19 protein-coding genes and 1 pseudogene are annotated in these 18,381 nt (G+C 45.3%); 11 read left to right on the top strand and 9 right to left on the bottom strand.

Going from position 1 to position 18,381, the window contains the following annotated elements; translation table 11 throughout:
- Positions 1–12: 12 nt before the first annotated feature.
- The 4 genes from GSF13_RS23865 to GSF13_RS23850 all read right to left on the bottom strand — a co-directional run bounded on the left by GSF13_RS23865 (position 13) and on the right by GSF13_RS23850 (position 1,504).
- On the bottom strand, positions 13–261 hold the full coding sequence (locus GSF13_RS23865; protein WP_130165172.1) for a hypothetical protein: 249 nt from the start codon (positions 259–261) through the stop codon (positions 13–15).
- 156 nt (positions 262–417) lie between these two features.
- On the bottom strand, positions 418–813 hold the full coding sequence (locus GSF13_RS23860) for a hypothetical protein (RefSeq protein ID WP_130165171.1): 396 nt from the start codon (positions 811–813) through the stop codon (positions 418–420).
- 180 nt (positions 814–993) lie between these two features.
- Positions 994–1,293, bottom strand: coding sequence for an antibiotic biosynthesis monooxygenase (locus GSF13_RS23855; protein ID WP_206473505.1), 300 nt, complete (start codon positions 1,291–1,293; stop codon positions 994–996).
- Positions 1,274–1,504 (bottom strand): DUF2798 domain-containing protein, encoded by a 231-nt coding sequence (locus GSF13_RS23850; protein ID WP_010606951.1) that lies wholly within the window; start codon positions 1,502–1,504, stop codon positions 1,274–1,276. Before GSF13_RS23850 ends, GSF13_RS23855 begins: the two co-directional genes overlap by 20 nt.
- Before the next feature lie 89 nt (positions 1,505–1,593).
- On the opposite strand from GSF13_RS23850, the gene GSF13_RS23845 reads away from it, so the two are divergent.
- On the top strand, positions 1,594–2,451 hold the full coding sequence (locus tag GSF13_RS23845; protein ID WP_206473504.1) for a LysR family transcriptional regulator: 858 nt from the start codon (positions 1,594–1,596) through the stop codon (positions 2,449–2,451).
- Between the two features lie 21 nt (positions 2,452–2,472).
- On the opposite strand, the gene GSF13_RS23840 is transcribed toward GSF13_RS23845, so the two are convergent.
- Entirely contained in the window at positions 2,473–3,174 is a 702-nt protein-coding gene (locus GSF13_RS23840; RefSeq protein ID WP_010606949.1) for an NUDIX domain-containing protein, read from the bottom strand.
- 475 nt (positions 3,175–3,649) lie between these two features.
- On the opposite strand from GSF13_RS23840, the gene GSF13_RS23835 reads away from it, so the two are divergent.
- From GSF13_RS23835 to GSF13_RS23820, 4 genes are all read left to right on the top strand, one after another.
- Complete coding sequence (locus GSF13_RS23835; protein WP_174170196.1) at positions 3,650–4,345, top strand: response regulator transcription factor; 696 nt, start codon at positions 3,650–3,652, stop codon at positions 4,343–4,345.
- On the top strand, positions 4,342–5,721 hold the full coding sequence (locus tag GSF13_RS23830; RefSeq protein ID WP_206473503.1) for a HAMP domain-containing sensor histidine kinase: 1,380 nt from the start codon (positions 4,342–4,344) through the stop codon (positions 5,719–5,721). The genes GSF13_RS23835 and GSF13_RS23830 overlap by 4 nt, the downstream gene beginning before the upstream one ends.
- 66 nt (positions 5,722–5,787) lie before the next feature.
- Positions 5,788–6,663, top strand: a complete 876-nt coding sequence (locus GSF13_RS23825) for a retropepsin-like aspartic protease (protein WP_206473502.1) — start codon at positions 5,788–5,790, stop codon at positions 6,661–6,663.
- 204 nt (positions 6,664–6,867) lie between these two features.
- On the top strand, positions 6,868–7,407 hold the full coding sequence (locus GSF13_RS23820; RefSeq protein WP_088532102.1) for a carboxymuconolactone decarboxylase family protein: 540 nt from the start codon (positions 6,868–6,870) through the stop codon (positions 7,405–7,407).
- Positions 7,408–7,441: 34 nt separating this feature from the next.
- Here GSF13_RS23820 and GSF13_RS23815 read toward each other — a convergent pair whose 3' ends face one another.
- The 3 genes from GSF13_RS23815 to GSF13_RS23805 all read right to left on the bottom strand — a co-directional run bounded on the left by GSF13_RS23815 (position 7,442) and on the right by GSF13_RS23805 (position 10,194).
- Positions 7,442–7,864 carry a hypothetical protein gene (locus tag GSF13_RS23815; RefSeq protein ID WP_174170200.1) on the bottom strand — a complete coding sequence of 141 codons (423 nt, stop codon included), beginning with the start codon at positions 7,862–7,864 and terminating at the stop codon, positions 7,442–7,444.
- 11 nt (positions 7,865–7,875) lie between these two features.
- Positions 7,876–9,672 (bottom strand): S8 family serine peptidase, encoded by a 1,797-nt coding sequence (locus GSF13_RS23810; protein WP_174170201.1) that lies wholly within the window; start codon positions 9,670–9,672, stop codon positions 7,876–7,878.
- Positions 9,673–9,795: 123 nt separating this feature from the next.
- Positions 9,796–10,194, bottom strand: a complete 399-nt coding sequence (locus GSF13_RS23805; protein ID WP_010606936.1) for a YbaN family protein — start codon at positions 10,192–10,194, stop codon at positions 9,796–9,798.
- Between the two features lie 233 nt (positions 10,195–10,427).
- Between GSF13_RS23805 and GSF13_RS23800 the strand changes: the two genes are divergently transcribed.
- The 6 genes and pseudogenes from GSF13_RS23800 (at position 10,428) to asnB (ending at position 16,870) form a co-directional block, all read left to right on the top strand.
- Positions 10,428–11,675, top strand: coding sequence for a Zn-dependent hydrolase (locus tag GSF13_RS23800; RefSeq protein WP_010606935.1), 1,248 nt, complete (start codon positions 10,428–10,430; stop codon positions 11,673–11,675).
- Positions 11,676–11,817: 142 nt separating this feature from the next.
- On the top strand, positions 11,818–12,249 hold the full coding sequence (locus tag GSF13_RS23795; RefSeq protein ID WP_206473500.1) for a hypothetical protein: 432 nt from the start codon (positions 11,818–11,820) through the stop codon (positions 12,247–12,249).
- The gene (locus GSF13_RS23790) at positions 12,246–13,667 is read left to right on the top strand and encodes a sodium:solute symporter family protein (RefSeq protein ID WP_206473499.1); all 1,422 of its coding nucleotides are present in this window, start codon (positions 12,246–12,248) and stop codon (positions 13,665–13,667) included. The genes GSF13_RS23795 and GSF13_RS23790 overlap by 4 nt, the downstream gene beginning before the upstream one ends.
- Positions 13,668–13,934: 267 nt before the next feature.
- Positions 13,935–14,033: pseudogene (locus GSF13_RS24870) on the top strand (hypothetical protein); the annotation flags it as partial.
- Positions 14,034–14,095: 62 nt separating this feature from the next.
- Positions 14,096–14,845, top strand: coding sequence for an aspartate carbamoyltransferase (locus GSF13_RS23785; protein WP_249122732.1), 750 nt, complete (start codon positions 14,096–14,098; stop codon positions 14,843–14,845).
- A 9-nt stretch (positions 14,846–14,854) separates the two neighbouring features.
- The gene (gene asnB, locus GSF13_RS23780) at positions 14,855–16,870 is read left to right on the top strand and encodes an asparagine synthase (glutamine-hydrolyzing) (protein ID WP_211867322.1); all 2,016 of its coding nucleotides are present in this window, start codon (positions 14,855–14,857) and stop codon (positions 16,868–16,870) included.
- Positions 16,871–16,972: 102 nt separating this feature from the next.
- On the opposite strand, the gene GSF13_RS23775 is transcribed toward asnB, so the two are convergent.
- The gene (locus tag GSF13_RS23775) at positions 16,973–18,268 is read right to left on the bottom strand and encodes a porin (RefSeq protein ID WP_174170206.1); all 1,296 of its coding nucleotides are present in this window, start codon (positions 18,266–18,268) and stop codon (positions 16,973–16,975) included.
- Positions 18,269–18,381: the final 113 nt, after the last annotated feature.

Here is an 18,381-nt window from a genome sequence, read left to right as displayed (position 1 = left end):
TAGCTTTACTTGTCAGCTAATTTTGATAGCTGACAAGTAGCCAATATAGAAGTGTGAATAGTGGCAGAGCGCTATCCTACGAGCTATGCTAATTTTATCTTGCTCAAGAACAGTTCTTTTGTCGGACTGCTCCTGAACATCATCCAAAATTTCGAAGCCTAAAACGTTCCCTTTCTTTGCATTTAACAATCGTTGCACCAGTTTATATTCTTGTGTTGTATAGCCTAGCCAAGGAGCAACTGCACTAGTGTTGTTGGTCATACTCCCTCATACCACTTTTACCAATATCAATGAGAGTATTAAGGTTATATGTATAAATTTTAAGCGCTTTTATATAAAACTTATATACCTTAAAGAAATGACGGTAGACCCACTGTCAGACATAGCTATACTTCACTCTCGATACGCCAAATACAATTATTTTGTGTGGTGGTTTTTAGGATTTTGTTTGTGGAATATAGGGCGGAGGCGCGGAAATACACACATAGATACTTTTAGAATGAGCACAGGTGCGCTCAATATTAATGCGTTTAAGACTATAAATATTAATCCATCATAAGCTTTTTGCGGCAGCAGCATATGGATACTGAGGAATTTATCCGCTAAGAGAATCAATAACCATGATAAAAAGGTGGCTAGAAAATGGTCTAATTTTAGGAAGTAGGCAATAGGGAAAGTTGCAAAAAATATCATCAGGTAGCCGTAGTTTAGGTTGGTGCTGAGTGTGTTACAAAGCCACAGGGTCACGGCTAACAAGGAAATAGTAGATGTGTGCAAAAAGTGTGATTTTATTCCCTGACTTCCAGTAGCCATTTACGTTCCTTAGTGACTGTGGTGGTGTATATTTGTTCAGCAATTACATCCGAACTTGTTCGATAACGCAACGGCTTTTTCAATAACTCCACTGTGCTGCAAAGTGCCTCGCTAACGTAGCGCTTTAAAACGCTTCTATCATTGCTTGTGAAGAAGCGCTTAACTTGTTAAAAGTGCAAATTAAAGCGGTTTGATGGCAATAATATCAACCGCTTTTGCCAGCCATCCTTGATACAGTGTAAATACCTGTTTGGTGTAGGCTTGCTGGTGATGAAAATCAAACGCGGCATGGTCGACAAAGCGTTCGACTAAGGTAAGCTGGGTGCGGTTTTCACTTTCATAAAGTTCAAAGCGTAAACATCCGACCTCTGCTCGAGTGGCTGGCAAGATCTCTTGGATTGCGTTAATACAATCTTGATAGTGCTCGGTTTTAGGCGTGATATGGGCGATAAAGTTGACGTTATTGTGGCTGTTGGCCATGATATTTCTCCATAATGCGTTTAGTAACGGCGGTAACTGGGGCTGATAAAACATAGGCGGCGATGAATGAGGCCGGCCAAGCATTGGCAAAGGCATGCGCCCATCGCGTGGTAAAGTCCGCCACTAATCCCAAATTGATGTACGTAACCCATCCAGACACCATAAACGACAGGCACAATGACAGCAGTAATGTAAAAATGAGTTTTTGCATGTTTCCTCCTCTGGCTGTTGATATGATTGTAGGGAATTGCCAGCCGATCAGAATGGCAAAAATGGAAAGCTAAGATTGCGGAGATAACTATGCTAGATGACTTACGACTCTTTGTTGAGGTAAGCCGCCGAGGAAGTTTTGCCAAGGCGGCAGAAGACCTTGGCATAGGCGCGCCGACCTTATCTAAGCGGATGTTAGCGCTGGAAGACAAACTTGGTTATCCGCTCTTACTGCGCAGCGCCAGAGGACTTACATTAACGAATCATGGTCAGGCAGTGGTGGATAACATGGCGGAGTCTTTGCTCGCCTTGCAAGCGCAAAGTGAGGCGCTATCAACACTAGAAGCGTCCACTTTCCACCTGTTATGCCCGCAAAACCTAATGATTGGTCCTTTGTATAATGCGCTGCAATCGTTTCAGGCCCAGTATCCAGAGATCCAATTGCATGTGGAGCCTGCCAATAGTGTGGCCTTACTCAGCCAAAAGCGGTTTGATTTAACCGTGCGAGTCGGGGAGCTGGATGATTCAAGCGTCTATCAAAAACGGCTGGGGCAAATCGCGGTAAGGGTGGTGGTCGCCAAGGAAATTGCGACTACACAAACCCTGTTTTTGCCCTTTAAAGCATCGCAACTGCCCGCAACCGATGCGTGGCGAGCACTGTTGGCGCAGTTTAGTCACGTCTCTTATGTGGGTGATATTACCTTAGTGCGTAAATTGGTAGGCTCGGCTAACGGTGCTGGCGTATTGCCGATGACAGAAATTGCAGCGTTGGCAGCGCAATCTCAAACCGCATTTAGCTATATCGGTGACTACCAATTTATTCGCAGCATCTACGCACTTTGGCCAAATCAACGAACTCCACCGACTTACACCAGAGACTTTATTGAGTTACTGCAAATGCGGTGTCAGGAGCTTGATTATCTGCAAGGGGCAGTGATAGCTCTGTAATAAACACCGCACAATCGCATTTTATCCTAAGCTCAGATTGCGCTCAAAATGCACGATATCGACATCAGGCTTTAGCTTATAGAGCTGTGCTAACCGTCCGCCTGACTTGACCTTTTCATCCAGTGCTTCAAACATGTTTGAGGCTTCAATTCGTCTTACCAAGCTCTTGCGCTGAATGGGTTTGGCGATAATGGCTTCGATGGCGGTTTTGAGTTGTCCAATGGTAAATTGATCTGGCAAACAATAAACCGGGATCATGGAATATAACGCCTTTTGCTGCAGCCTTGCCTTGGCCTTTTCAATAATATGCTTATGATCAAAAGCCACAGCAAGATCTGGGATCTCGCTAAGATCCACCCATCTCACATCATCTACCGAGTCAATTTGGGTTGCCACTTGCTGAGGTGAAATCAAGGCGTAATAAACCAAGGTGACACTAAAGCCTCGCGGATCACGGTTGATCCCAGAAAACGCCTGAAGTTGTTCAAGGTATTGTGGGGCAACACTGGTTTTCTCTTTGATCTTACGCAGCGCGCTCATATCCGTGTTGTCATCCAGCTCAACATCAACAAACCCTCCAGGTAATCCCCAGCGGCCTTTGAACGGCGCATGGGCGCGTTTGGTGAGGAGGACTTTTAAGCTACCTTGCCAAATTGTAAATAACACACTGTCTACTGAAAAAAGAGGCGGGTGAAACTGGGATAAATTGTGTTCTGAGCTCATTGATTTTTTAGTTAATGTCTTTTGGACACAATAAACGATTGTTTAGGTTAAAGCAAAACAAAGGTTTCAATGTTAATAAGTGGAGTATATTGTCTCTGTGACTCTATCTTGGTGCTTGATCAAAATTTGTGTTGTGATGAGTTTGTGTCTTTATGACACTATTAATTTTGAGTTGCAAAGGTTGCTATTTTGAGCTTGTAAGTAATGTAAAAGTCCTTTTATTTTAAATGGTTATAGTAGCTGGAAGGGATGGAAGCGGATGTTGTTTTATTATGCGATAGTTAAAAGCGGTATCAGTAGAGGTAAGTATGACGTTCCTTAACGAGTAAGGCTGTGGCATAGTAAAGTCACTTAAATTATTAGCTGAAAGATCACCCTGCAATGTGGCTACAAATATCCCTCGTCATGCGGAGGTGCTGTGGTTATAAAGCGGCTTTAAGAATCTCAGCATTAACTCGTTAAATTAATCTCAACAATGTCTGACCAATATACTGTTTTATATGTAGAAGATGACCCAAGTAGTGCTGAGATATTACGTTTATATCTGGCACAAGCGGATATGCAGGTTGTCCATTTCGATAACGCCCCAGATGCCCACCGAGCCCTACAAAACCTAACATTTCAACTCGCTATTTTAGATGTCATGCTACCCGGAGGTGATGGCCGTGAGTTACTTAAAGAAGCCGTTGCACGCAACATTCCTACCATTATGGTGACCGCCAAAGTGTCTGAAACCGACCGTCTTGAGGGGTTTGAGCTAGGTGCGGATGATTATGTATGTAAGCCTTATAGCCCACGAGAAGTGATCTCACGAGCAAAGGCACTATGTAAACGTAGCTATCGTGGTCAGCAGAGTGCCGCTTTGTTGTTTGATGGCTTAAGTATCAATCTTGAGAGCAAATCCGTAACGGTAACACAACAAACACCAGCGTTAACGGCTGTGGAGTTCGAGTTATTACTGACCATGGCCAAGCAGCCGCAACAAGTATTTAGCCGCGCGCAATTAATTGAACAAGTATGGGGAAGTGATGCGCCTATTACGGATCGGGCAGTCGATACTCATTTGGCTAACTTGCGTAAAAAACTAGGTGACAGTAAGGCTGAGCCCAAGTTTATCGCCACTCGTTACGGGCAAGGCTATCAATTTATCGCGCGTAAGGTGTCTTCATGAAGCTAAAAACCAAATTTACCTTACTCGTGGCGCTTTGTACCTTTGCGCTACTCGGAAGCTTTTATCAACTATCTAAAAACTCAGCCGAGCGCACTTTTTTAGCATTTAATAAGCAAAGTGCGGTAACGTTTGGTCATTCATTGCTTGATGATGACTTAGTGGAAGAAGCATTGACTGGTAAAACCTTTGCGAGCCCAGAAGCGACGTTAACGTTTTTAGCATCAACCTTTCCTGAGCAGCTATTTATTTGGCGAGATGCTAACTCAACAGCGGATGTAAAGATCCTCAACCCCGATCTCACCATAGACTATGAGCAGGTCAAATCCGGTCATCAATTTTCAATTCATCATCCCGGTGTTGCGGCGTTTGTGGTGCAATTTAATGAGGCGCAATATGTGTTATCACCACAGGGTGAGTTGTTTTGGTTGCCTGAGGTATTGCTAGATAGGTCGTTTGAAAAGGAAGCGCTGCAGCAAGCGATGTTGGATGATTTTATGCTTACTTTGGTCATCTTATCGATTATTGCTGCATTACTTGCTTGGTTGGGGTCGTGGTACTTTTTGTCGCCACTTAAACAGCTCAAACGTAGCTTCAAGGCGATAGAGTCGGGCGAGTTAGACACCCGCTTAGCGCTAAAACGCCATGATGAAGTAGGTGAAATCATCAATAGTTTTAATAATCTTGCGGCTTGGCTACAAGGTTTGCATCAGCAGTATAAACAAATGAATTCCGACTTATCTCATGAACTTAGAACACCACTTAACGGCATTCGTTCGCGCTTGGAGGCGATGGAAGACGGTATAGTGCCAATGGATAAGGCTCAGTTAGCGGTGATAACCCAAGACCTTCACAACGTTAACCGTATTATCGACGACCTGTGTTTGTTGTCATTAACCGAGTCAAAGCAGCTGACCTTGTCATCAACACGAGTAAATCTCTCTGAGCTGTTAACATCGACCTTAGTGCGTTACCAAGCACAGGCCGAAGCGCGAGGCGTGAAATTGGACGCAGATATTCAAGAAGGTGTGACCGTGACGCTTGATGCCGGAAGAGTCAGACAGATAGTGGTGAACTTATTAGATAATGCCTTTAAATATGGTGCTGATGGTGGCGTTGTGACGTTAAAGCTCAGTTATCAAGATAATGAACTGGTGATTACGGTTGCTGACTGCGGCCAAGGTATGTCGCCTAATCAACTCGAACAGGTGTTTGAGCGCTTTTATCGTGCGCAGGGGTCGCGCCACGATACATCCAGTTTGGGGCTCGGCTTACCAATTTGCCGTCAACTTGCCGAGTTGATGGGCGCGACATTGACCGCGACCAGTACTGAAAATCAAGGCGCAAGCTTTTCACTTCGGTTTTCTCGACTAACTTGATAATTGCTTGACAATTGCTCGGCATAGTTAGCTCAACAACGACATCAACAGTTTGAGAGCAAAAATATGAGAGCAATTATTTTATCAGCATTGGCATGTACCACCGTTGGTTGTGGGATCACCGCGTCTACCGCGCCACAATCACTCACTTTACCGATGAAGTACACCGAGAAAGGTCATGCCTATGTGATGGCAACGATTAACCATACGGTTACCCATCCTATGATTTTAGATAGTGCTGCGAATGTTGGTATTTTACCGGTTAATCTGAAAGCAGCACTTGCCTTGCCAGAAGATAAGCTAAGCAAAATGGACGTACAAGGCGCAAGTGGTAGCTCAGAGCTAGTATTGGCAACGATAGACCACACCAGCGTCGGCCACTTAGCAGCAGAGTCGCTTCCATATGTATTTAAAGATATGACCCGCTTAGATGTGGAAGGCGTCTTGCCAGGAATTTTGGGGCATGGATATATGTCGCAATATTGTAATGTGTTTGATTTTAATAATAATGAGCTGAGTTTGTATCAAGGGGTTTGCCCAAGTAGCGTGACACAAGGCTTGGAGAGTGAAAGTTTTAAAATAGATAACAATTTCATCAAGCTGACAGCAAGTTTTAATGGCGAAGAGGTAGACGCCGTGCTTGATACCGGCGCTCCAACCAACTACATCAACTCACACCTGGCCAATAAACTAACATTAACGCTGGGCGAAAAAGACATCAGCCGAGGGTTAAACGACCAAGCGACTAAAAAGGTGGCCATAGAATCACTGCGTTTTAGCTTAGGTGACAAGGAAATCATCAATACCGAAAGTCACTTATCGGATATGCCTGTGTTTGAGGTGCTTGGATATAAAGATGAGCCGTTTATCCTGCTGGGTTTAAGTAATTTCAACGACGATAAGCTCATTATCGACTACGCTGAGAACAAAATTTACTTTTGATCCCAACGCTGCTGGCTTGACGCTCGACCAGTCAGTAGCTAATTAAATTTCATATTAATTTAGACAGTTATGGTGTTTACTATAGCGAATAGTTATTTGAATGATCATTCAAGTAAAGTTAGTCTAGCATCCAATGAGTAGTTAACCTGAGGTTAGTTAGAGCTCAGGTTATACCAATACAAAATGCATCAAGAGGAGCAACTGATGACTGACTTTACAATCCATACCGTAGAATCTGCACCGCAAAAAGGTAAACCATTACTTGAGAAGTCCCAGCAAGCATTTGGACGTATTCCGAACCTTCATGGTGTAATGGCGGAATCACCAGAGCATCTGCATGGTTATCAAGTGTTACATGAGGCTTTTTTAAATAGCTCGTTCAATAACGATGAAAAAACTGTGGTGTGGCAAGCGATTAATGTAGAGCATGAATGTCACTACTGTGTACCGGCTCATTCTGCTATCGCAAAATCAATGAAAGTAAGTGATGAATTGGTCAAAGCACTGCGTGAGCAAGCACCGCTGGGCGATGAGAAACTAGAAGTGCTGCGTGCCACAACACTTGAAATGCTGCGTGAGCGTGGCAAACTGAGTGATGCACAAACGAAAGCGTTTTTTGCAGCAGGTTATACTAAACAAAATTTGCTGGAAATCATCTTAGCACTAAGTCAAAAAGTGATGAGTAACTACGTGAATCATATCGCACATACTCCACTGGATGATGCTTTTAAAGCGTTTAGCTAATTAGTAGAGAGGCATTTAGCCTCTCTACTAGGTATTACTCGCTTTCTAATCCGTCAAGCTGTAAGCCTATCTGAGTGCTCAATACTCCTGCTTGTACACGTAAATATGCATTCAAAGTTGTGAGGTCAGTGTGTGCGTCAGCGTGGCGATAGATAGCTCGGTTACCACGAGCGTAGCTTAAAATTAGATTATTGTCGCTAGCGAAAGTATTGGCGTTAATCATCGTAAGGTGTTCAACGATAATCTCACCGGTTACGGTATACACCTCCCCAGTTACTGGTGATTGTAGTTTCAACCCTTTAACCAGTGTGGTGTTGTTTTCTTCAAGTGAAACAAATGATTGATTGTTGATGTTTATTTCAGCACCGTGTGGCGCCTCAGTTAATTCTATCAACACATTGTCGGTCGCAAGAGCTTGGCCACTAAGTAGTATGACTGATAAAAAGAGTGCTTTCATAATGGTTCTCCTTAGTTATGACCAATAAAACGAATTTGCCAAGAGGTAAGCTGGCCATCTTGCGCATTATTTCTGTGTACAGCACGAATGTCCGGTGCGCCACTTACTGGATCAAAGATAAAGGCTTCGTCCTCACTTTGTGTATCAATTAACCGAATGGTCCATTGGCCTTGCGCAGGTTCGCCATAGAAGTGATGCGATAGCATTTGCATATCATTAAAGCCGTTGCGTCCAGAAATAGTTCCTGTTCTTGGCGTCATTAATACGCTGCGAGTACCTGATGGAGAAATAAGCTCAATTGCAACGTCACGGGTACTGGTATGCTCACCGGTTACACGGATCTGTACGGCTTCTACGGTGACATCGTTGTCAATTTGTACCGAACTTTCTGCGCCAGCAAGGCTACCGTCAGGAATGGTGACATTAGCATTAACTTGCTGCCAAGGTGTGATAGTGAAATTACCTCTATCTTCATTATAGAAACGAGCCATATTTACTGCAGCATCAACATCAATTGCACCAAAGCCGTAGAAGCCATGGTAGTTATAACCTGCAGCATTGCGCTGCCATGTGGGGATCGCATCATATTGTTGTGCTTCTCCAGCCGCATTATTAAAGGTCAATGTAACGCCAGGATTGTCCGCATCAATTTTACGCGCTGTAGAGGCTAAGATATGTCTCACATCGCGCCAAGTTAATGCCGGGTTTGCTGACATGATAAGTGCAATTGCCCCTGTCGTGTTTGGTGCAGCGGAAGAAGTGCCATTCATCGTTGCATTATAATCACAATTAGGATCCAGTGGATGGCTTCCATGTAAGGTGTTACGCAGATTGGTCGGGTTGCTTCCCCAGTCACAGCCACTGATGTCCGTAGAGATTATAGCGGGAGTGGTTGAGCCGTACTCACCGCCAGGCGCACTGACAAAGACGCTTGAACCAACCGTAGAGTATGACGAGCGTTTACCGTCAGCATTATAAGCAGACACAACCAAATTCCAATAGCTGGTATCAATACGCTCTAAGTTAACATCTTGCATTGGTAAGCCATGGTTACGATTTGCAAACCATAGATACCCAGGCCCTAAACCACTGGCATTAAAGCTTTGAGCTTGGTAACCATTACCTGCAGATTTTACGAAAATTGCACCGCGGCCGCTGTGACTTGTAGTCGTGATCTCTTCTTGAGCATCTTCATAGGTCTGTAGCCATGGAGAGAAGTCGTAGTTAAATGTTTGCGGTGATGAAAGGGTTCGGCCATAGCTTTGGTTAAATACTCTAGGAAAATCAAAAGAAGCTTTGTTGAAACCATCAGAATACATGCCGTGAGACTGTAACCAATTTTCCATACTTCCGTTTTTAAGATAGTTAAAGCCAACGAGCCCGGCTCTAGGTGCGACACCACGACCGCCAATGCCATTAAATGCACTGGCAGCAATGATACCTGCGACACCTGTACCGTGACCATCGCCGCTGTTGGCTGGTTTTAAATCAGCAGAATTCGTAAGGAAATCCCATGAGCCTGGTTTTACATTGTTTATAAGATCAGGGTGAGTAAGCTCAACACCACCGTCGATGACTGCGGTGGTTACGCCTGTTCCCATAATACCAAGCGCATGAGTAAGGCTAAGGTTTAGATCTTCTCCTGCAACACCACCCCGCTCAGAAAAAGCATTTTGCCCTGTATTTTTCAAATGCCATTGTTGGTTGACAAGGGGATCACCTGGAAATAATGGGTATTCTTGTTGGGCACTAGCAGTGCCATGAAGTATGCCTAGCAAAGTAGCTAGATAAGTTATTTTTATTTTCATGGTATCTCAGTTTTTATTGTTTCTTTTACAAGAACAAACTGTATACCCTAAAAAGGGACTTAATGTAAATAGTGGGTTATATATGTATTTTTGTTGTTTTTATTTTGTTTGTTATAAGTGGGACTACTTTGTGCTTACAGGAATTATGGAGGGACGCGTTAGAATATAGCTGAGCACTCCGGCTTCGGTTATAGCGACAGACCACACCACCCACACAGGTGCGCCACTAAAGCTCAGAGCCAGTAAGCCAACACTCATGCCAACCGCCGCGCCAATCTTGCCTTTAATGGGGATCACCTGATGTTGTCGCCATGCAAGCAGACTCGGGCCAAATTTGGGGTGGGTAAGCAGCCAGTTTTCTAACTTAGGAGAAGAGCGGGTAAAGCAAGCAAGGGCAAGAATAAAAAAGATGGTGGTAGGCATAACAGGCAGTGCCATGCCGATAAAGCCGAGACCAACAAATACGATGCCAGCAACATGCAGCCAAAAACAACGATTGAATAGGGGGATTTTCTTACGCATAGGCATCCTCATATTTCGGGAGTGCTGAACTGGCAGCGCATCACGGTGACCTGAGCCAACATTGTTAACCAGAAGCCAATTATTAAAAGCATATCACAGCGGCTGAAATTCGCGAATTTTCAACTAAGCTAAAGCAAAGAGATTATCAGTCGGACGTCAGTGTTTGAAATAGCGAATCTGATCTCAGGTTAAGTACAGGGAAGTGGTGCGACTGAAACGTTGAGGAGCAAAGTATGCAAGTAAATTTAGAACGTCTAAAGTCTACCTTATTTGCGCTCGCGGAGTTCGGCTATAACCATGAAGATAAGGGAATTTATCGCCAAGGTTTTAGCAATGAGGATTTTGCAGCGCGTAAATGGCTGATGGAATGCGCACAAAGCGAAGGATTTGTGAGTCGTATGGATGGCGCTGGCAATGTGATTATTGAAATGACCAGTCCGGATATCGCAGCGAAACCCGCAGTGATCATCGGCTCTCATCTCGACAGTGTACCAGCAGGTGGCATGTTTGATGGAACTTTGGGCGTCATTGCGGGGTTTGAGTGTATTCGTATTTTAAAAGAGCACAATGTGCAATTGGATAGGCCGATTTGGGTCATCGGTACCAGTGAAGAAGAAGGGCGCTTTGGCGGCATGATCGGGGCACAAGCGCTCACCGGGAAGTTAACGCCTCACCAATTACTCACAAGTCATGATGCGGATGGCTGTATGCTTAGTGATGCCATGCGCGCGCAAGGGTTAGACCCTATGGATGCACTGAATGCGAGGCTAGAACCTGAGCAAATAAATAGTTTTTTTGAATTACATATAGAGCAAGGGCCCGTGCTTGATCAAAAAGGCATTCAAATTGGTGTGGTGGAAGGGATTTCGGGAGTATTTAAATGGATGGTTAAATTAATTGGAAAGGCCGACCACGCAGGCACAGCCCCCATGGAGATGCGCAGCGACGCCTTTATGGGGTTGGCTGACTTTGCCTACCAGTTAGACCGCATTATTGCAGAGGATGGCACAGATACCACGAGGATCACCGTCGGTAAGGCAGAATTAAAGCCGGGTTTTGCACATACGATTGCTGGAGAGGTGGATTTCACCATCGTCGCGCGTGATATGGACGAAACGGTGATGGAGAACCTTGAAATTGCCTGTCGTAAAGCGCTTTCAGCCATCGCTCGAAAACACCATTTAATGTTTGAATACGAGCAGGTGAGTTGGTTGTCTCCAATGAAGTGCACACCTGAGATGGTGGAATTTATTAGTCAACAAGCAGAGGCCTTGTCACTGAATTATCAAATCATGCCAAGTGGTGCTGGTCACGATAGCCAGTTTTTTTCAGAAGTGTGTCCCACGGGGCTGATATTTATTCCATCACTCAACGGCGTTAGCCATGCGCCAGACGAATGGAGTCATTGGCATGATGTTGAAGCTGGGAGTAATTTACTGCTGCAATGTGTTCAAAAAAGAGCAATAAAAACAAAAGAATAAATGTAAGGCTGGGGTGAAATTGGGTGAGGCTTTACTAGACAAATTTGATCCTTGGGCTAGTCTTTGTTACTACTAGAATAATGTGGATAGCAAAACTTGCGGCGAATTCGGACTTGGATAACCGCAGTTAGGGATTATGAGGATGTGGATCGCCCGAGTAGTAACCTTGGTCTTACTTGCTGCGAGCTTTAGTGGGCTTGCCGCCTCGCTGAGGGTGAGCGATGAGGTCGTGACTGCTGGGTTTATTACGCTACACATTGAGCGTACAGGTCCGCCTCTACAACAACCAACACAGCTATCCATTCAACATCTTTCGGAACCTTACTCCCTCTCCCTTTCGCTTCAGCCGACTCAACAAGCGGTAACCATTAGTGGCTTGGCTGATGGTGATTATCTCGCAACCTTAGGTAGTCCCTCTGCTAACTCGGCACAAACGTCGGTCTCATTTTCAGTCAAACATCATCAGTTAACGCTGGCGCTTGCGCTGTTTGTACTGGGCTTGTGCTTATTTGTGCTACTTGTAGGGATGATTATGGTGGGTAATAAGCAAACGCACGATAAGGAAAGCGTATGATAAATGCTTCATTGGCGCTCGGTCTTGCCCTAGCGTTTGCTTTGCTATGGGTATTTTTTGGCTGGTGGATTGGCAGGCGCGTGCAGTCACATAATGAATTTGCGCTGGCCGGTAGAAATGTTGGGTTGGCCTTTGCTTGTGCCACTGCGATGGCAACTTGGGTCACCAGTAATACCACTTTAGTTGCGCCACAGCTCACTTATCAGTTTGGTATTTGGGGCATGATAGGCTACGCCTGTGCCGCATTCGGATTGTTGCTATTTGCGCCGCTAAGCCAACGCATCAAAACTTTACTACCCCACGGCTACACCAGTGGCGACTTCATGCGGTTGCGGTTTGGGCGTTTCTCTTGGTGGGTCTTTTTGCTGATCTCTTTCGTGTATGCCATGAGCTGGCTCGTTAGTCTAGGCATGGCCGGTGGCATTTTGCTACACACCCTAAGTGGCTTAGATTATCACCTTGGTATGTCGATTATTCTGCTGATGTGTGTGGTCTACACGCTCTTTGGCGGTCTAAAAGCGGTGATCGCCACGGACTTTCTACAGGCCATTATTATTTTGGCAGGTGTCGTCGGAATTGCCATTGTCGTGGCGATGAATGTTGGGCTTGAACCAATTCACCAAAAACTCAGTAGCGACCACCCCAAGCTACTCGACCTGCTTTTTCCTGCCGCTGTGATGTTTTTATTCAACAATATCTTTTTTGGTTTAGGAGAAATTTTTCACAGCAACGTATGGTGGTCAAGGGCGTTTGCATTTAAAGGTGGGGTGGGCAAAAAGGCGTATTTTATCGCAGGACTACTGTGGCTACCGATCCCCATCGTAACTGGGTTTATTGCGCTGGCAGCGCCGAGTTTAGGTTTGTATCCCGCTAGTGCCGATATGGTGGGACCCTTGGTTGCAAGCCAAGTGCTCGGCTATACCGGCTCGATCATTCTGTTCATTGTGGTGTTCTCAGCGCTAGCATCGAGCTTGGACTCTTTGCTCGCCGCAACGTCAGATCTCATCAATCAAGATATTTACCTGCAATACATCAAACCAAAGGCGAGCGATAGCGAACGCTTAAAAAGTGCTAAGTGGATCATTGTCATCTTAGGTGTAGTAACTTGGCTTTTGTGTTTACCAAAAATCGCCACGCTGGGTGCCTTGTTGAACTTCGCTGGTGCCTTCGTCGCCAGCACCATTTGGCCTATCGTATTTGGTTTGTACTTTGCGCGAATGACGGGAAATAGCGCTGGTTGGGCTATGTTGCTTGGCACGGTATCAGGTTTGATTGGGTATTTTTATATTGGTTTTTATGTCGCTGCATTAGTTTCTTGTGCGGTGTCGTTATTAATTTGTGTGATTGCTTGGCGTTTTAGTCAGCAATCATTCCATTGGCAAGCGTTGGGCACACGAAGCAAAGTGGAGGATGTATGATCTCATTGGGCGCATTTTCTAGTTTAATTTGGCTGGCCATAGTGCTCAGTTGTTTATGTCCTGTTGTCCTTGTCGTTATGTTCCTTATTGATTTTAAAAAGAGGCAGTTATGGTAAGTGCGCAGCAAGTAGAGTTTAATCGAGCGCAGCCGGATGTTTACGGGATGCACATCCCAAAGCATTACTCAGAGCGATACAAGAAGACGGGGACAGGCTGCATTGTTTGGAGAATAAGCACATTATCAGTGTCGACCACCTTGACCGAGACGTGCTGATCCAGCTATTCCGCCTCGCCGCGAAATATGAAAGTAACCCTGCAAGGTTCAGCTCGCCGCTTAGTGGCAAAATTTTGATCAGTGCGTTTTATGAACCCAGCACTCGCACCCGTCTGTCGTTTGAAAGTGCATGGCACCGCTTGGGGGCGATATTATGTCGATCACCGATCGCTCCTCAACGGGCATTGCGAAAGGGGAGTCGCTGCAAGATGTCGCCGAGATGTTCAATAATTATGGCGATTGTGTCGTTTTACGTGACACCTCTGTGGAGTCTATTGAAGAGATGATCCACAGCCTACGCATTCCAATTATCAACGCAGGTAATGGCATTGATGAGCACCCAACACAAGCGATGTCTGATCTATACACTATCTTCAAATGGCGGCCGTCGTTATTACTCCCTGACAGCGAAGCCTTTAGTCCTATAAAAATTGGTGTGATTGGCGTGCCGAGTCAAATGCGTACGGTGCGTAGCCTGCTGAAAATGTTTACACATTTTCCGCGCATTGTGGACGAAATATTCCTGCTCTACGACGAGAGTGTCGAGGAAGCGGTGTCGAGCGAGCAATTAGCCCAGCTAGAGGAAGCGGGGGTCAAGGTGTCTATCGGCCATGACTTGAACGCCGTTTTACCTGAGCTTGATGTGGTGTATATCAATTCCATTGCATGGGTTGGTGAAAGCTTCGAAACCTATGGAAAGTCGTTTAAATTGAGCGCAGATTCCCCCTTTAAGCCCGATGCGATAGTGCTTCATCCTCTGGCTCGGGGTGAAGAGCTGTGTACCAGTTTAGATGCCACGCCACACAATTGGTATTTTAGTCAGGCACGTGGTGCCGTCTTTTTACGCCAAGCCTTATTGACCTGTATGGTGCAGCGCGCCAGTACTGTGATGGATGTGATTTAGGGAGATATTATGTGCGGAATTGCTGGTATTTTTTCAACGCAAGCGCAAACACAAATAGATAATCAATTATTAGTAAACATGGCAGCCATTCAACATCATCGTGGCCCCGACGGTTTTGGCTATAAACAAATGGCTGGCGTGGGATTTAGTCACGCCAGACTGTCGATAATCGACCTCGACGAGCAGCGAGGGCGGCAGCCCTTTATTAGTTCTGACAAGCGTCTAATGTTGGCTCACAACGGTGAGTTTTACGATTACGCGCGGATCCGAGCTGAGCTGGTAGCAAAAGGGGCAAGGTTCCAAAGTAAAAGCGACTCAGAAATTGCTATGCACTTATATCAGCAGCTTGGTCTCGATGAGATGCTGACGCATCTGCGCGGTGAGTTCGCTTTTGCGTTGTATGACCAACAAACCGATACACTACACTTAGTGAGAGACCGCTTTGGTATTAAACCTTTGTACTACACCCAAACAGAAGACGAAATTGTGTTTGGCTCAGAACTGAAGGTGCTGTTTGCCAACCCTAAAGTTAAGCGCCGATTCTCAAGTGAAGGCCTATTTCATCAACTGATCCAAGTCATGGTGCCCGGCAGCACGGCATTTGCGAATGTACATCAAATCAAACCTGGACATGTTGTTAGCATCACCAGAAGCGAACAAGGTTTTAGCATTGAAGATAGACCTTATTGGGATGTTAACTTTCCGAAGGCGCAAGCGTATTTAAATAGCAAAGATGAAGCATACTACATTGATGGCGTGCGCAAACAGCTCCTAGAAGCGGTGCAGTTGAGACTCACGGCGGACGTTCCGGTAGGTTGTTACTTAAGTGGTGGCATAGACTCATGCGCTATTTTGGGTTTGTCTTCGGCTGCGGCACAGGCACCAATTAAGGCCTTTACCATTGGTTTTGATAGCGCAGAGTACGACGAAACGCCGATTGCAAAGCAAATGGCGCAAGCCACCAACGCCGATCATCATATTATGTCGTTAAGCGGTGACGAGCTATATGGCCATTTCGAGCGAACTTTATGGCATACCGAAAGAACCATTTATAACACGCTTGGTGTTGCGAAATACTTGATGAGTCAGCAAGTTAACGAGTCTAATTATAAAGTTGTGATGACCGGAGAAGGCTCCGATGAGCTTTTTGCGGGTTATCCAGCATTTAGAAAAGACCTGTTTTTATATGGCTTAGATGAACTTGATGACACCGAAAAAGCCCAGTGGCAAACCATGCTGGAAGACAGCAATAAGTTGTTTAAGGGGGCTATGCTTTCCCGTGAGCAATACGATAGTGCAGCATTAGATGAGGTGGTTGGTTTCACACCAAGTTGTTTGCAGCCTTGGCTGTCATGCAGTCACTTTGCCCATCAACTCGTTGCCGCCGAACACAGAGAAATACTCACGGGTTATGACGCAGGCAAAGCGATTGCCGAGACTTTAGATGATGCCATGTTAGAGTCCCGCCATCCACTCGACAAAGCCCAGTATGTGTGGATTAAAACCATGCTTGAGGGGCAAATATTAACTTGGGGTGGAGATAGGGTCGACATGGCCAATTCGATGGAGGCAAGGCCTGCCTTTTTGGATCATCACCTCGCTGAGTTTGCCTTTACCATTCCCCCGCAATATCGCATTAAAGATCGTAAAGAAAAGTACGTGTTACGTGAAGCGATGAAAGGACTGCTGCCAGAAGTGCTGTATGAACGAGAAAAGTTTGCTTTTATGGCACCACCGGCGCACTCGGATAAGAAAAAATGGGCGGCAATGCGCGTGCTGGCCGATAAATACTTATCTAGACAAGCTGTAGAAGCCGCTGGTTTATTAGACTTTGAAGCGGTAAATGCGCTATTTGAGTTACATGAATCGCCAGACGCAGATGATTCACTCAAAGTGCAACTAGATGCCGTGATCAATCACTTGCTTGGTGTGCAAATACTGCACAAACAATTTATCGCCGCAGACTTACCTCAATTTGCCGCCGCTGAAGCGGAGCGCCTTGGTTGGAGGGCAACCACAGAGTAAAGGCTGATCTTATTGGTATTTCAGAAAGTAAGGTAATAAAAAGGCGATGCGCCAACAAGCGCATCGCCTTTTTGATTTAATACCTAAGATTAATCCCTTAGATTAAAAGTAATAACCGAAGTTAATGTTGAAGCGACGCTCGCTTTCGTCACTATCGCCTGCGATTGAACCACCAATAAACGGCTGGTTCTTTGCGTGAACTAAATCAACATAGGTGAAGAATGCACCCGCAGCGAGTGACACACCTGTGACATTCATCCAAGTGTCTTCAGTGTTATCGGATTTGTCGTAAATAATACCGAAGTCGTTATAAAATTGCAGATCGGTAATTGGACCGAACTCAACTGGCAGGTTGTACGCTACATTAAAGTTCGACATGGTGGCTTCTGCTGCGATGGAATCATAAAATGCATAAGCACCTACTGCCATACGGTTTACATCATCAATATCGTAATGGTATTCACCGTGTTGTAACTGTAAGTTCCAAGGGCCAATGTTGCTATTTAAATGTAGTGCCCACGCGTTGTAATCACCTGCTCGGTCATTACCGTCGTGAAGGCCTCCGGCAAGACCAGAGACGCCAATTTCAGTTGTGCCACCGTTGTGTTCAATATGATACGCGTAACGACCAACAAAGGTGTTGTATTCGCCGATTGGTTGCGTTGGGTCGTCATAAACGCCATCGCCCGCTTTACGGAAACCTACCACGTCATAAGAGTAGCGATCGCTGCGGTCATCCACGTAACCGTCCACACCACCTAGCTCATCATTTTTGAAAAAACCAAGATCAAGCTGCCAGTTGTCCGCCACTTTACGTTTAAATACCACCCCCATGTCGTGGTCGTCTTCAAGACCAATATAATAGGTAGTGTTAAAGAACCAGTTGTGTGAATTGTAAGGTGAGTTACCAAAAGGTACTTTAGTCATACCAACCTGAGCTTGCCAATGGTCGGCAAAGTCATAGTCTAGGTAAGCGTATTTTACCGCAGTCATATAGTCGAAAAAGCGGATTTCAGCATTTAAGCCAAAGCCTCCGACATTGCCAGAGAAGTTCAATCTGAAAATATCGAAGTCAAAATCGCCGCCACGGTTCTTGTTGTCATCGTCATAAGACGTATGGCTGTAGTTTGTTCTGATCGCGCCGCCGACTTTGATGGCCGGTTTTGTTTCAGCTGCTGCAACTTGAGTTTTAGTTTCAGCTTTTGCTTCGGCTTTTTCAGCCTTTGCGATTTTTTCCTGTTGTGCTCGCGCCTGCTCTTTTTGTTCTAGCTGCGTGAGTTTCTTCTGAAGTTCAGCCAATTGGCGCTTTAACGCGTCAATTTCTGAGTTTTCGGCAAGCACTGAATTAGAGCAAAGTGCTAGACCTAATCCGAGTGAGATGGTTGAAAGTTTTAACATAGTTGTCCCGTTGTTAAATGGTTGAGCGCAAAACCTCTTACAAATTGTAGACCACCAAAGCTATCATTGCAGAAAGCAAATAAATTTTATGGCCCTTGATTGAATTATCCATA

Source organism: Pseudoalteromonas sp. M8 (assembly GCF_018141365.1).
GTDB lineage: Bacteria > Pseudomonadota > Gammaproteobacteria > Enterobacterales > Alteromonadaceae > Pseudoalteromonas.
The sequence above is the reverse complement of the archived record's forward strand: the minus strand, read 5'-3'. Positions and strand labels throughout refer to the sequence as shown.